Annotated in this window: 11 protein-coding genes, 1 tRNA gene and 4 pseudogenes; 4 read left to right on the forward strand and 12 right to left on the reverse strand. The window is 47.1% G+C overall.

The genetic code is table 11. The features are described from left to right. The first annotated feature begins 7 nt into the window (after window positions 1-7). Window positions 8-83: transfer RNA gene (locus C1Y42_RS16795), tRNA-Phe, on the forward strand. Window positions 84-278: 195 nt separating this feature from the next. Here the strand turns inward: C1Y42_RS16795 and C1Y42_RS16800 are convergent. The 8 genes and pseudogenes from C1Y42_RS16800 to C1Y42_RS23600 form a co-directional block, all read right to left on the reverse strand. Beyond that, entirely contained in the window at window positions 279-488 is a 210-nt protein-coding gene (locus C1Y42_RS16800; protein ID WP_104093975.1) for a TIGR03758 family integrating conjugative element protein, read from the reverse strand. Further along, window positions 479-622, reverse strand: a complete 144-nt coding sequence (locus C1Y42_RS23905; RefSeq protein ID WP_255418430.1) for an RAQPRD family integrative conjugative element protein — start codon at window positions 620-622, stop codon at window positions 479-481. The genes C1Y42_RS16800 and C1Y42_RS23905 overlap by 10 nt, the downstream gene beginning before the upstream one ends. Window positions 623-939: 317 nt before the next feature. Continuing rightward, entirely contained in the window at window positions 940-3,153 is a 2,214-nt protein-coding gene (locus C1Y42_RS16810; RefSeq protein WP_146068805.1) for a hypothetical protein, read from the reverse strand. Beyond that, a complete protein-coding gene (locus C1Y42_RS23460) occupies window positions 3,131-4,312 on the reverse strand; it encodes a hypothetical protein (protein WP_146068806.1) in 1,182 nt (393 codons plus the stop codon). The genes C1Y42_RS16810 and C1Y42_RS23460 overlap by 23 nt, the downstream gene beginning before the upstream one ends. 255 nt (window positions 4,313-4,567) lie before the next feature. Then, a pseudogene (locus C1Y42_RS16815) lies at window positions 4,568-4,923 on the reverse strand (TIGR03747 family integrating conjugative element membrane protein); the annotation flags it as partial. A 57-nt stretch (window positions 4,924-4,980) separates the two neighbouring features. Next, a pseudogene (locus tag C1Y42_RS24065) lies at window positions 4,981-5,297 on the reverse strand (conjugative coupling factor TraD, PFGI-1 class); the annotation flags it as partial. Between the two features lie 206 nt (window positions 5,298-5,503). Next, a pseudogene (locus C1Y42_RS24070) lies at window positions 5,504-6,010 on the reverse strand (TIGR03759 family integrating conjugative element protein). Window positions 6,011-6,025: 15 nt separating this feature from the next. Continuing rightward, entirely contained in the window at window positions 6,026-6,199 is a 174-nt protein-coding gene (locus C1Y42_RS23600) for a hypothetical protein (RefSeq protein WP_158251408.1), read from the reverse strand. Between the two features lie 135 nt (window positions 6,200-6,334). Here C1Y42_RS23600 and C1Y42_RS16830 point away from each other — a divergent pair, with 135 nt between their 5' ends. Both C1Y42_RS16830 and C1Y42_RS16835 read left to right on the forward strand, forming a co-directional pair. After that, window positions 6,335-7,714: an AAA family ATPase gene (locus C1Y42_RS16830; protein ID WP_104093977.1), complete on the forward strand. Its 1,380-nt coding sequence runs from the start codon at window positions 6,335-6,337 to the stop codon at window positions 7,712-7,714. Then, a complete protein-coding gene (locus tag C1Y42_RS16835; protein WP_104093978.1) occupies window positions 7,711-8,454 on the forward strand; it encodes an HNH endonuclease in 744 nt (247 codons plus the stop codon). The genes C1Y42_RS16830 and C1Y42_RS16835 overlap by 4 nt, the downstream gene beginning before the upstream one ends. A gap of 37 nt (window positions 8,455-8,491) precedes the next feature. On the opposite strand, the pseudogene C1Y42_RS16840 reads toward C1Y42_RS16835, so the two are convergent. Next, window positions 8,492-9,001: pseudogene (locus tag C1Y42_RS16840) on the reverse strand (DUF3577 domain-containing protein). Between the two features lie 424 nt (window positions 9,002-9,425). Here C1Y42_RS16840 and C1Y42_RS16845 point away from each other — a divergent pair. Continuing rightward, window positions 9,426-10,139 (forward strand): hypothetical protein, encoded by a 714-nt coding sequence (locus C1Y42_RS16845; protein ID WP_104093979.1) that lies wholly within the window; start codon window positions 9,426-9,428, stop codon window positions 10,137-10,139. Window positions 10,140-10,226: 87 nt separating this feature from the next. Here the strand turns inward: C1Y42_RS16845 and C1Y42_RS16850 are convergent, their stop codons facing one another. From C1Y42_RS16850 to celB, 3 genes are all read right to left on the reverse strand, one after another. Then, window positions 10,227-12,287 carry a pyridoxamine 5'-phosphate oxidase family protein gene (locus C1Y42_RS16850; protein WP_104093980.1) on the reverse strand — a complete coding sequence of 687 codons (2,061 nt, stop codon included), beginning with the start codon at window positions 12,285-12,287 and terminating at the stop codon, window positions 10,227-10,229. A 14-nt stretch (window positions 12,288-12,301) separates the two neighbouring features. Then, window positions 12,302-12,916 carry a glutathione S-transferase gene (locus C1Y42_RS16855; protein ID WP_346345174.1) on the reverse strand — a complete coding sequence of 205 codons (615 nt, stop codon included), beginning with the start codon at window positions 12,914-12,916 and terminating at the stop codon, window positions 12,302-12,304. 159 nt (window positions 12,917-13,075) lie between these two features. Further along, complete coding sequence (gene celB, locus C1Y42_RS16860; RefSeq protein ID WP_021507630.1) at window positions 13,076-14,431, reverse strand: PTS cellobiose transporter subunit IIC; 1,356 nt, start codon at window positions 14,429-14,431, stop codon at window positions 13,076-13,078. Between the last annotated feature and the right edge of the window lie 100 nt (window positions 14,432-14,531).

Raw genomic sequence — 14,531 nt, forward strand, 5'->3', positions numbered from 1 at the left:
CCCCGTTGCCCGGATAGCTCAGTCGGTAGAGCAGGGGATTGAAAATCCCCGTGTCCGTGGTTCGATTCCGCGTCCGGGCACCAACATTCTGAAAACCCAGCCTTTATGGCTGGGTTTTTGCTTTTTGAAGCACCAATGATTTCTGGTCACTTTGACTGCTGAGGCCACTGTAATGCTTCAGCTATCCAGTATGAGCCTTCCTCTTAAGCAACCTGACGGGTAAAAGCACTTCGAAAATGTCTGCGTTAACTGGCGAACATCCAGATGCAGACGATCGGTTAAGCCATAGAACCGATAACAAATCGGGCAAGCGCGGCATCCCTGACTTTGGTATTTGCCCGTCCATGCCTGACATCCACTGCAGCCCAGGCTGCCCAGAGAAACAGCACGCACAGCAGTAGACCAACGGTCACCAGATACAAAACGCCAATATCGATTTTGCCGGATGACGTTTTAAATGCGTTGATCTGCGCGGCAGTCATCGCCATAACGGACGGCCTCGCGAGTAATCGCCGCTGACCTTACCGTAATCCAGCGGCTGTGCACGGGAAGGCTGCGTGTAGCGGCTGATGCCAGCACGCATGGTGTTGAGGTCTTCATTGGCTTTCTTGTAGTCGAACAGTTAGCGGCGGCGGTTATTGGGGGCGGACTGAGCAGCGACAGTGCGGGCACGGTCGGGGGAGAGCTGGATTTGGTCTAGTAGGCGTTGGGTGGTGGCGAGTTCGTCTAACTCATTTGCAAAACATATATATGAAAATATGAGCACACTGAAAATAAAATATTTCATTTCAACACAACCTCTAACGAGTAAGGTAAGTTGAATTATGCGTTACACGAGGAGGTAACAAATCAAAATAATAGTATTCAATAGCATTAATTTTAAATTAAAAAACGACACGCGTCAGCACCCAATGATAGCTGACGTGTGTCATTTAAAATTTAATTGATTAATTTGCTATTAATCGCCAGCATGAAGCCAGCAAGTTCACCTTTAATTGGTGGTTCGATATTTAGAGTTTTCTGGATTAAATCCACGTAATGCTCTTTCCTAAGTTGTAGCTTCCCAGTGGCTAAAGCCGCAGCGAATTCTAGTGAGGCATATCCAAATGGATGTTCATGTCTTGAGAATATTTTATATAGAAACTCACTCATCAGCATGCTTAAATCAGCGTTAGATCTGTAGTCTAACTCTGAAGGCAAACTAGCTCTTAATATACAAGCCTGAAGAATGTCATCATTGAAACGAAGGAAGTTCTCAGGAGATAGAACCACGGACTGATAATTGCTAGGGCTCAGGCATAAGTCTTGTTCTGTATATTCCCTTGCAGCCTGAAGAACTGAGGAAATAGTCATAAGAACTACGGACTGCTTAATTTTAGATATTTCATCATCTAATTTCTTATCAAAAAAAACAAAGCCAGAAGTCAATTCAAGATTTTTTCCATTCGTTCTAGGTAATAGTCTGTTAAAGGAGGATGTTATAACATCTTCAAGCTGATCCATTATCTCGTTTGCTTCCTCTTCTTCTTGAGGATCGTCAGATAATTTTGGTTTATTTTGAACTTTTGCAAGAAACTCTGGTAATGCATCCCAAGCAGCAGAGTTAATGTCTGGCCCAAGTGGTAATACATTCCAAACGGAAAAGTTGTAATCTCTATCTGTTGCGTTCTTTATCAAAAATAGACGAAGTTTTTTCCAGGCACTGTTGCTTTGAGGTATTCCTACTCCTACCAAAAAATGTCTAGGAATAACATCACCTTCAAACTCTCTAAGATCTCTACTAATTTGGCGCAATTCACCACCATCGCCACAAAATGCCGTAACAACCAGCACTCCATTGCAGTCTTTCAATGCAACCACATTTAATTTTGATGATTCTAATATTAATATATCAGAGCTATTGCCCCGAATCTCATCAATAATTAACTTTACCTTTTCTGCTAGATGATACGATGCACCATCATTTTTATAAACAATAAGGTTTACAGAGGAAGATAATGACCACTTTAATTCTGTTTTAAGCCACTTATTGAAATTATCGCATGCTAGTAAATTTTCGGCCTTAAGGCTGATTAATGGTGTTTTGTTAATAGCATCTAATCGTCCATTTATGTCGTTAACACCATTAATTGCAAAAGTATCAAGAATATCCTTTAATGCTTTGGGCCTATGTTTATAGCTAATGGTTATCTGCTTTGGGGGCTTCGCTTTATAGGTGAACTGCTCACCTACAAGCTCTATCTCAGTTTCATAATTATATGATGAGTTACTTTTATGCAAGAAATCACTATCTTTATTGAGGGTTACTAAATCTAAGCATAAATCTTTTCTTTTTTCTATATCTATTAAAGTAATAATTCTTTCATTTTTAAAACCTTTATCGCACAATATGCTAGCCATGCTTCCGGATGTTGAAGCGGAAATGATTGCCACGTCAAGCTCAGCTGGGCGTGATAATTTTTCTATCCCTTCATAAGAGTGAAAGTTTTTGATTGTGGCTTTCGAATTTGAAAAATCTAAAGCCTCTCTCACGAGAGAGTAGATCCCCATTGAATCTATATAAACTGAATCTATTGTTGACCATGAAATTTGAGGGTGGATCAAGCAAAGCCCCCTTCCTACAAATTGAATTTCAGCTTCATTACAAGCAATTTCTTTAGTTTGTATAAAAAGGTTGAGGATCTTTCCAGATGGATGTTTAAATTTATGACCTGAAGGAGCGTTATGTAAAACATCATTTTTTTCTGCTAATTCTAAAATACCTTTTCTGTAAAATTCAGAAAGGTCTTTGTTAGAAGGAACAAAAAAACCATTATTTGATGATAAGGCTGTATTCATCTCAAAGCCATTGCTATTCATCTGGATGAAATAGAAAAATTTAGTATATATATGTTTATTTCTGCTTAATCGAGTGAATAATATATCTTTCTGATTGCTGTCATTCCAAGCATTATTAATGCTATCACTGAGTGATTGCGTGTAATAAACTACTAAAGCATCCGGAATGGTGTCACATTCAGTGAGAGCTAATGTAATTGCAGAGAAAAAGTCTGTTGTATCCTTCAGGCATGAGTCTGAAAGATAGACACAAAGCAGATCTATAGTATGAGGGGATATTTTCTTTTGAAAATTAAAATAAAAGAGATTGTCCACTTTCATTCCTTAAAGGCACTAAAATTGATACGACTGTTCCAACGGCGAGCTCAAGATTATCTTGAGACCAACAATCAAAGTTCATTAAATCATTATCGTTAAATATTTTACTCTGGTTGTCGAATCTATTACCTTTAAAACAGTTGAATATACAGTGCCTCCCAGTTCTTATCCTAATTAAACCGCCAATTCTTTGTAGCTGAGATAATACTGTAGGATATCCATTTCCAGCCCCACTTTGATTTTTAGAGGTGAAGTTTTTCTTTAGACAAGTTAGAAGAGCTTCTTTTTCATCACTTCTGTTTCCGTCGTAAAATTTCTTACCAAAAGCACGACCTGTTATTCCTGGCCCTGTATCAAAGAAACTCAACTGTATACATTTGACTTTTTCCATTCCTGATTTATCTGCAGTAATGGAATTGAAATACTCGGTCAATCTATCATTGGAATTGTAATCATTCTCAAGAACAAAAGACTGTAAGTTAATGAAAGAAGCAATCATACCTTCAACATGACTAGTAAGCCGCATACCATTTGTATCTACTCTTGCATGCTCTTGAGTGTTTTTAAATAACTCACAAGTGAAGACACCAAAACCACGTAGAAGCTCTGCATCAAGTTTATAAAAGTCATCGACCGCAATAAATTTCAATATGTCAGTCAAGGATTTACTCATAGCAGAACTGTTTTTTACAGCTGTATAGTCGCGAGTTGAAAATAACTGTGAAAGATATTGTCTATCAGCCCCACTAATGCAGCAAAGGTCGATAACCCTACCTTTAACAACCATAGGATAATTTTGATTGTCAGTATTGACCATTTTATCAACTGCATATTGTAGAGCTCTCCGGCGACTTACCGAAATCCCACCTAATTTAATCATGGTATTTAAACGAATAGCGGTCAAAGCGGGTGCGTAACTACATAGACTTTCTAAACTATTTTCAAGACTACCTGCTCCATAAAGATGGAGTGTTTTATCTTTAGAATTTCTAGCAATAGTGACTAAAGCCTGTAACCGAGATGCATCCCTAATTGCACCATGTTTTTTATTAATTTCTTCAATTGAAACCCTTTGTACTACTCCCTCATTGGCTAATCGTATTGCTTCTTCTACATCCTGAAGCGTTACCAATGATATGTCGCGAGTATTGGTCATCCGGCGATCCTATATAAGTAAATTTTGGCAAAACAAAGAGTTGTGTAAGTTATTTTCTTTACTGCTTATCTGCCTAAGTGTTTACATTTCATTAGCAATTCTTAGCTCACAAAGAATATACATGTAGGTTAAAAGTCGATCAATAACCTTAACTGATTGAATATTAGTATCTAATTGTTTTCCTGCCGCGCCGCAACGGCGGCTTGCCTGCTGATGACAGCGCACAAAGTCCAGCTTTGCACGCTGTCGTGCAGCCTAAAGGTACTTCTTGAATGAAGCCGTTAGCACCGCGAGCGCCATTCCCAGCATTAATGCCGCAGGCAGCAACAGCAGATTTGGGTACACAGCTGATGGCCACGACAGATACACCATGCAGGGCACATAGAACGCGGGTTTAACGAAGCGTGGTGATAAACAAAGCTGGATTCATAAGCCGCTCCATAACGCCGCAGATCTCGCAGCCCCAGACCATCAACCACCGCGACCAGCACCACCATCAGAAACAGCGGTATGGATAGCACCAGAATCGTCACGCGAATCAGCGTCACCACAGCGACATACACCGTCGCCAGTAAGTATTCCTACAGCGCCGATGCCAGCCAGCGGCTACCGGCACTAAAACTGGCAGCAACTGCATTACCACCGCTCTCCAGCAGTGCGTAAGCCTAGCCTTTGGGTAAGTGATGATGCCAGCCGGAGTGAGCATCGGCGTTTTCACTATACTCTCGCGGTCATGAGTGTTGGAGGTGAAATCGGTGCCTTGTTCCTGTTTGGTGATATCGGTGTTAAGAGAAGCCAGAGTTTTGGAATACATATCCACTTTTGGTAACTGGCTGGTGAGCAGCGCGATGGTGTGATTCTCACACACGTTCAGTATAATCAGCGTGTTGAAGTTGCCTGTGGCCTGCGCGACTATAGCGTTGCAGCCAATGCGCTCCTTAATGTCAGAAATAGTTTGGGTATAAGCTGTCGCCTTTACGCCCGCGACGTTAATTGTCCAAGGCCACGTTCGAGTGCGGTGTGGCAGCGGATGTGATTGTTCAGCCAGTGCCAGCGAGTAAAATGATTAAGTGGGAATGCCATGCTGCAGCGCGACTTTCTAATAACAATACGGCACGTTTTGCATGCTTTTTGACGCCACAGAGCTGGCGGCACTGAGAAACAAAACGGCGGTTAGAAGGCTGCGATATGTCATCCGCTCTGCCCCTGTTTCAGAATAACTGGCATGATGCCGTTACCGTATTGCATCCATCACCCTGCATCGTCGTTCAGGGTGATGCGGCGCTCGCGAACTTGTCAGCGGGGAATTCGATGCTGTTTTACCCAGTTGCGGAGTTTCTTCTTGTTGCCTTCGCCATCGACAAGATAGATATCAGCGGGGCGTTTATCGCCGAGAACGGCGGAGAGTTGGGCGTCGCAACGCTTGCAATCCGCTTCGCCCACGAACAACTTGAGCGACTACCTAAGTCATGCGCGATGCCTGCGGTGTTGCCCATGTTAACCGGTAGCATGTTGGCATCAGGTGTTTCCAGGCTGCATCCACTTCACGCTGGAATTTAAGCTCTTTTTCGGTGCGCTCGTATTCTTGTTTTACCCAGAGTTTGGCGTAATGGCGGCGCTCGGTGTCGTTTCGGGCTTCAATGCCTAGTGCGCTAAGAGGATCTAGTTCGGGGATAACTTACCTCTTATGCCACTCATCAATTTTTTAAAACATCAAGATTCTTCGTCACTTACAACCAATTGCTGAGCTGATTCACTGGTTGTTTGTAACTGGCTCAGATGTGCTTTTTTAGAGATTGATTTATCTATCTCTTCACCTGCAAGATTAACACTAAAAAAAATTGCTATGCTGCCGATTACTGATAAAGCTAGAATTTTTGCTTTCAATGAGTGCGTTCCTAACATGTTGGATAGTGGGTAATCTTGAACGTTGCCGTTCCAAAAAAATAGATAAATGTTTATGAGATAATTAAACTAACTAAATTGCTATCTTTGTGATAAATTAAAATAAGGTGAGATCTCGTGGCGATAATTGAATCAATGTATTTCGGTCAATGTTCAAACCCTATTCATTTGAGTGACTCAAATTCAAATAAAATCACGATTTTATTAGGCGTTAATGGTACTTCAAAAAGTAGAATTCTCCGTGCATTATTAGATGATGCTGTATCAAGCATCAGCGAAAATGTTCCTGAGGCAGTTCTGTTTAGTGATATAGACCTATCAAATGCTTGTTTACCTACTTACTATTCTCGCCCCAAAAAAGTCATTGCTATATCATCAGTCCCTACTGATAGGTTTCCTACTAAAAGTAGATTTTCGACTTTTAGAGCTAAGAAAACAATTCATGATATTAATGAATATGAATATATTGGCCCCAAGCATAATAGTAATTTAGTCTCTAGGATGCAAAGTTTAGAGGCTCTTATAACCCTTTCCTTGTCAAATAAAAAGGCAACGGATGCACAGTATGATTTTATAAGGAAGCTTTCGCTTAAAACAAATGTACCATACAACTTCAATGTCAGAGTGTTGAATGCAGAACTCATGAGCTCAATTATTAGTTCTGACTTTGTAAGTGGAAATGGTAGAAATAGAGTTGAGGATGTTTTAAGGGCTGCCCCTGACATTCAGGAGAAAATAAACAACCCAGCATGGGTAAGTAAATCATTCATGATACTTAAAAAAATTATTGAGAGTAGGGAGTTAAGTTTTAGCCTGAATGGAGATATCAATCATGATGAAAATTATGATGATGTTCTATTAGATCATTTAAAAATAAAAAGTATAAAGCTATCAAGTAAGCTTTCCACATATAACACTAAAAATAATAACAAGAAATCTATTCACGGAATTGATCATTTCAGCTCTGGTCAGTGGGGGTTATTTTCTTCATTATCAGCTTTAAGTCTAAGTGTAGTTGATAACACCATGATCTTGATTGATGAGCCTGAAAGCACATTACATCCTTCATGGCAGCGCTCATATATTGATGACCTACTTCAAGCAATAAGCCATGTAAAAGGATGTCACGTTTTTATCGCTACACATTCACCTCTACTTGTTAATTCTTTACCTGATGGATGTGGGGAGATAATTCTTTTAAAAAAAGAAAATAATGAAATATCTGCTAAAAAAATTGATAGTCCACCCCATGGCTGGAGTGCCAATGATACGCTTGAAAGTTTCTTTGATTTAGAGTCTACTCGGCCAGTTCTGATCGTGAACATGATCGAGCGTGCCTTAAGTCTCGTATCTGGTGGGTTTGTTAATAATAAATTTGAGCTTACAGAGATACTTCCCGAACTAGATGAGCTGGCTGAATCACTACCTGAAGAGGATGATTTGAAAAGCATTGTTTTGTCATTGGTAAAAGCTATTAGGAAGGGGGTTTCTAAATGACTTTTAATACTCTTCCAATTGTTATTTGGGATGATGAAGATACAAGAAAAATAGACAAGTATTTTAACTTAAAACATGGTGATTGCTGGAATAAAAAAACATTATCAAAAGTTAGGGCTAAATTAAGAAAGAGTCTTTTAGTTTCTCAAGGTTATCGCTGTGCATATTGTAGAAGAAGAATTCTTTTGGAAACAGGTATGAATGAAATTGACCATATTGTTTGGAAGAACTCTGTTGACACTCAAAAGTTTTCATATCATAGAGTAAACCTTGTTGCTACATGTAAACGTTGTAATAATAACAAAAGAGATTTTAATGTTCTAAGCATCGACACATCACAACTTAATGTTTATCCACTAGGCCCTGAAGACTACGTTTGGATCCATCCATACATACATAATTATAGTGAGCACATTAATATTTCAGAAGGTATGTTTTTTTCCAATGAAGTTGATGGGAGTTTATCTCCAAAAGGTGCCAAGGTTATTGAAATTTGCAAGCTGGATAAATTGCATACTATTGAGAAAAGAAAAATAGCAGAAAGAATGAGTTCAGAGTTTGAACCTGAAGCAGCCTTATATGGAATCATTGGCAACTTCCCTGAAACATCAACGGGATTATTAGCGCAAAGAGCAATGAAGCATTTTAAAAGAAGGGGATGGAATTATGATATTGCTGAAATCATTGATTTTATTGATGGGGCTAGAGGTATGAAGTTAAAAAGACTAAAAAATATTTAGCTTTAAATATTTTTTATAATTAATATAAAACTAGCATTCACTGCATCCATAAAAAAAGCCCCTGATGGGGCTTAAATAAAAAGGAGTTATTCACGAGATTCTTTTGGTATTCATTTGATTTAGGTAAAGACGATTCAGTTTTTCAGAATTATAAACCATCACCTGACCAGTCTTGATCCAATTAACCTTAATCAGTCTGGCTTTCAAGCTAATTCGTTTTTCTCCATAATGATCACTTTTGTTAAGCGTCAAGATGTCAGATATCAGGTTGCTAAGAGTAAATCCAGGTAGCACCTTCTGGTCATCGTCTATGGCCTTATCGCAGCGTCTTATCAGGTCCGTTGCTTCCTTACCGACGACAGTGGCATCAAAGCGTGTCAGTAGGGCCGCTCAGCGCATTAATCACCACGCTGAGGATGCCATCATTCAGGGTTTCAATTCTGCGAATGTTGCTCAAATAACCTAGGCCCTTAATGTTGAGATTGAAGTATTCAGCTTTGGTAGAAGTGGTGTTGTTTGCAGCGTTGTTGGTAGTGGTAACAGTCATGATGTTTACTTCAGGAGTGGGTAACTAGTCACACAGAAACATTCATCACTGCCGGATAAAAGTATTCCGTCATAAAACCTTGATAGCTTCGCCGCGCTGACTGGTAAGTGCAAAGTACCCCCCAGCAAAGTAATCCCACAGCAGGTAGCAAGTCGCCCACTAAATCTTAGGTACTTTTATCAGTTTATAAGGCTCAGCACGACATAACCTGCTCAGGAGTTTAATGAGTGTTTGGAAAATATTTAACCCGATTTCATACATCAGATATAGATTTAATTTACTGTAATATAAGGAATAATATAGACAGCGGCGTCACTCACAACCCCTCCCTCGCTACCAGAAATCCCTATCAACATTCGATACCTGAATCCAGTATTTTGTCTATATTGTAGATATTGAATATGTGTGGAATCAGGAGTCAGCTATGGTCAGTGCGGATAAATCGACTGAATTTGAAGTGATTGCGGTGTCTTCTGGCAATGTTTCTTACTCAACGAGCAGCAACGGACATGCCGACATTACTATCTCAGTTCCGGATTTCAGTGGCGTGCAGGAAGAGCTCTATTATGTCCTTAAGCGTCCAGCCTACATCGATGAGGTCGCATTTCAGGTCGCGCTGGAGGCTGCCTTTCGTGCGGTAGCGGGGCTGGAAAAGCTCACGGGTCAAAAACGGGACGAAAATCTTTCTGCTGCAAAGATGAAAAGCGCAGGCAGAAACAAGCCGGCTAGCAGCTCTAACACGGCACGACTTGAGAAGCTGAAGCAAACCATTCTTGATGATGCTGAATGGTTGCCTGCTCAGGAAGTCTCACGTCGCAGCGGCTCTGCCGTGGATATCAAAAATCCCAGCGGTCTACCGAACCGCTGGAAGCGGGCCGATAAAATTTTTGCCATTACTTCTGAAGGCAAAGATCTTTATCCTGCGTACGCGCTGGACGTGGGCGGGCAACCGCTGCCGCAGATGAAGAAAATTATTCAGCTGTTTGGTGAAACAAAAACCCCTTGGTCACTGGCGCTCTGGTTTGGCTCACCGAATAGCTGGCTGGGAAATCAAAAACCGAAAGATCTTCTCGCCTCTGCGCCTGAACGGGTGCTGGAAGCGGCCGCGCGGGCAAAAGAGGGACCGGTACATGGATGAAAAATAAAAACGCCAGCGGTAAATGACGATCTTACGGCCAGAATGGTGATCTGGCCGAAAGGCAAAACTATTTGCCGGGCACTCACCTCACAACGCCAGCTGCACCGCCGCGTCCCCGTCTTCAACCTGCGCCGGCACCGCGCAGCAGATCAGCACCTCATCCTGCGCCAGCGTGATGCCTGGCGGGGTAGGGTAAGTCACCGCACCTTTCACCAGTTTTGTCTTACAGCTGCCGCAATGTCCGGCGCGACAGCTGTAGGCCGGGCTCAGGCCACGCGCTTCGGCCAGCTCCAGCAGCGTGCCGGACTGCGGCGTCCAGCGCGCCTCTTTCAGCGACTCTGTAAACACCACCGGCACCGCTTCGGTCGCCACCGGCGGCAGCGCGGCGGGCTCTGGCACATCCTCCTGCTGCCGCTGCAGCGACGACGGACCAAACGCTTCGGCGTGAATACGCGCGTCGGCAATATTCAGGCCGCGCAGTCCGTCATACATCGCCTGGGTAAATGACGGCGGACCGCACAGATAGAAATCGTAATCGTTGAACGGCAGCACCTGCGACAGCAGCGCCATATCGATGCGTCCGGCAACGTCGTAATCCACGCCCGCTTCGGCTTCGCCCGGCTGGCTGAGCACCCGCACCAGTTTCAACGCACCTTCGCTGGCTGCCAGCAGCGCATCGATCTCACGCGCAAACGGGCGTTCGGCCAGGCTACGCGCCGACTGCAGCAAATACACCGGGCGCATCCGGCGTTGGCGTCGGCCTTCATAAATCAGGTGACGCAGCATCGCCAGCAGCGGCGTGATGCCGATGCCCGCCGCCAGCAGCACCGCTGGCCGCGTTTCGTGTGCATCAATAGTGAAGTCGCCGGCCGGGGCGCGCACCTCCAGCCGATCGCCGACGCGCAGGGCATCGTGCAGATACTGTGATACGACGCCTTCACGCTTCACGCTGATGCGGTAATAACCATCCGACGGCGCAACTGACAACGTATATTGCCGAATCAGTGGCTTAGTGCTGCCCGGCAGCGTCAGGCGGATCGGCAGATGCTGGCCTGCAAGATGCGGCAGCACGCCAGCGCCATCATCCGGCATAAGATGAAACGAGCGAATCTGCGCGCTCTCATCGACGATCCGCGTGATGCGGAAGGGTCGCCACTGCGCCGCCAGCTGCTGCGCCTGCAGGCGTTCGCTGGCGGACGGCCAGTCGCCGGTCATCAGCGAGGCGGGCGATATGCCGTCTGGCTGATCGGCCCAGCGCAGGGCGAGGGCAGCGCGCCGGCGCACGATGCGGCGCGCACTAAAGCGCCACAGGCGCTCGGCCCCCTGAAAGGCCGCGATTTCGGCGGAATCGGTTATCACCGTGGCATCGCCACTCATCTGCAATACATCGCCGCTGGCGTAGTCAATAAACAGCAGCCCGGCCTTGCCGTTGAGCACGATATTGCCGAGGGTGGAGAAGAACAGGTTGCCGTTGAAGTCCGGAATGGTCAGCACATCATCGGCAGCGATGCGCACAAAACCGGCTTTGCCGCCGCGATGCGAAACGTCCACCTGACGGCGCGCCTGGTCGGCATAAGTGGTGACATAAAACGTGTCCGCCTGCCCGATGGCGGCGCGCGCGGCGTCATCCAGCGCGCTGAGCGTCTCAACCTCGCCCTGATAAGCCCTGCCGGGCGCATGGTCGAAGCGGAAATCGCGCAGCTGAATATAGCGCGGGCAGTTGCCGAAGCTCTGGTCAACCTGTACGCGCAGGCCGCCGCCAATTGCCGTCAGCACGCCGTTCATGCGGTTGCGCCGCCGCGTGTGCAGCTCAATGCCGAGCAGGCCCACCGGCGCGCCATCGGTCATCCCGGCGGCCGCCGGATCGCTGGCGTCAGGACCGGCCGCGATATCCAGTGTGGTGGCGTTGGGCGAGAAGATAAAACCGGGCTGGCCTTCCAGCAGCGTGGCCCAGGCATCACCCTGTGCATCAACGCTGCCGGCAACGATAAACGGCAGCTGCGCGTAAAAGTCACGATGCTGATCGGGCATGTAATCGCGGATCACGCGCTGCCCGACATCGGCCATACGTTCCGCCACGCCCGCCTGCTGCTGCAGCGCAATTTCACCGTCATGCCATACCGGCAGCGTAATCAGTTTCTCGCCCATGATGCTGGCTCCTGTCAGGCGCGCAGGCCGGCGGCGGTCTGCGGAAAAGGCACAAAGCCGGGCAGCGCTTCAATCCGGCGCAGCAGCTGATTCACCGCAGGGTAACCGGACATCTCGACGTTGCCTTCCGGCGCTCCGGCCAGGTAGCTGTATAAAGCGATGTCAGCAATGGTGGGATGGTCGCCCACCAGCCACTCACGCTGGCTGAGATGGCTTTCCAGCCGTGAAAGAATCAGATGCGCGCGCGCCAGCACCTCTTCAGCATTAAATTTGGCACCAAACACGGTAATCAGGCGCGCCGCCGCCGGACCGTAAGCCAGCTCACCGGCCGCTACCGACAGCCAGCGCTGCACCTGGGCGGCGCCCAGCGCATCTTCCGGCAGCCAGTCACTGCGGTTAAATTTCTTCGCCAGGTACACCAGAATGGCGTTGGAATCCGCGATGTAAACGCCTTCGTCTTCCAGCACCGGCACCTGACCGAATGGGTTGATGGCGAGAAATGCCGGGGTTTTATGTTCGCCGCCAGGCAGGTCAACTTCGACCGTTTCATGCGCTATGCCGAACAGTGACAGTGCCAGCAGTGCGCGGTGAGCGTGGCCGGAGAGCGCTAAATTGTACAGTTTCATCATGCGGTTCCTCAGGTTGTGGCCGGGGTGATCCCGAACCGTGGCCTAAGGTTCGCACAGCCGTATTGCTGGCAGAATAGCCAGATCTGCGAAGTCATTATTGCAAAAAGTGGAAGGATGCGGCCGGGTGCGCAGCAAGGCGCACCCGGCAGAGGGAGTGGTTCAGGAAGGCACGACGGCACTGCCGCTGGCGGCCTGCGCCTGCTGTTCGTTCTGCTGCTCTTCGCGCAGTTTCAGGCGATCCCACACGCGGAAAAACGGATAGTAGACCACCAGCGAAATCGTCAGGTTGACCACCTGCAACACCGTGCCGGAGATATGGCCGCCGGTGGCGAGATAGCCGCTGACGAAAATTGGCGTGGTGAAGGGCAGGGCGATGCCGGCTGGCGGCGCCACCAGACCGCTGCTCATTGCCGCCCACGAAACAATCACCAGCAGCACCGGCGTCAGGATAAACGGCAGGAACAGGTAGGGGTTCATCACCAGCGGAATACCGAACACCAGTGGCTCGCTGATGTTGAACAGCGCCGCCGGCGCAGCGATTTTCCCCAGCTGTTTCATCTGACGGCTGCGTGCACGGATCAGCATAAAGATCACCAGTCCAAGCAGCGCGCCGGTGCCGCCGGGCGCAATCCATAAATCGTAAAACTGCTGGGTAAAGATGTGCGGAATCGGCTGGTTATGCTGAAAGGCTTCGAGGTTTTCACTCATGTTCGACAGCCATACCGGCTGAATGAACACCAGCACGATGGCATCGCCGTGCAGGCCGAGCGTCCACAGAATGCCAATCAGCAGCACCGAGAAAATCATCCCCGGCAGCGTGCCGCCGACGTGGTGCATCGGCAAACCAATCACAGTAGCGATCAGGTTGTTGATGTCGTGGAACGGTGAGGCTTCAACGGCCAGGCGCAGCAGCAGCACCACGGCCAGCACGCAGAAGCCGGGAACCAGCGCGAGGAACGATTTCGCCACCGCCGGCGGTACGCCTTCCGGCATCTTAATCACCAGGTTACGGCTGTGCACAAAGCGGTAGATTTCCGTGGAGAGCAATGCAATCACAATCGCCACGAACAGGCCCTGACTGCCGATCAGCGAAATCGGCAGCACGCCGGTGACCAGCTGCGCGGGTGCGCCTTCAACCGGGGCGAACAGCGTCTGCTGCGGAATGGTCATCACAAACGCCACCAGCGCCATCGCGCCGCTGGTTAGCGGGTCGAGCGTGCGGTATTTCTCTGCCAGCCGGTAGGCGATGCCGAAGCTGGAGATCAGCGCCATGATGTCGTAGGTGGCACGCACCGGATAGAGCAGTTTATTGCGCCAGCTGTCGCCGAACAGGTCGGCCATCAGATGGCCCCAGGCCGGGATCGGCAGGTAGGCGAAGATCAGAAAAAAGCTGCCGATCAGCATGAACGGCATGTTGAGAATGATGCCGTCCCGCACGGACAGCACATGCTTCTGCCCGGCCACCTTGAGCGCGGCGGGCAGCACATAACGTTCGATGATATTACGGTTGGACATAGGGCCTCCTCGGGCACAATGGCGCAACAAATTAACAGTTCAATGCGTGTCATTTCGGCGCGGCAGCGGATACCTGCACCCGGCCGTCGCGGCGCAATTT

The sequence above is a fragment of the Pantoea sp. ICBG 985 genome, assembly GCF_002928365.1.
Classification (GTDB): Bacteria; Pseudomonadota; Gammaproteobacteria; order Enterobacterales; family Enterobacteriaceae; genus Pantoea; species Pantoea dispersa.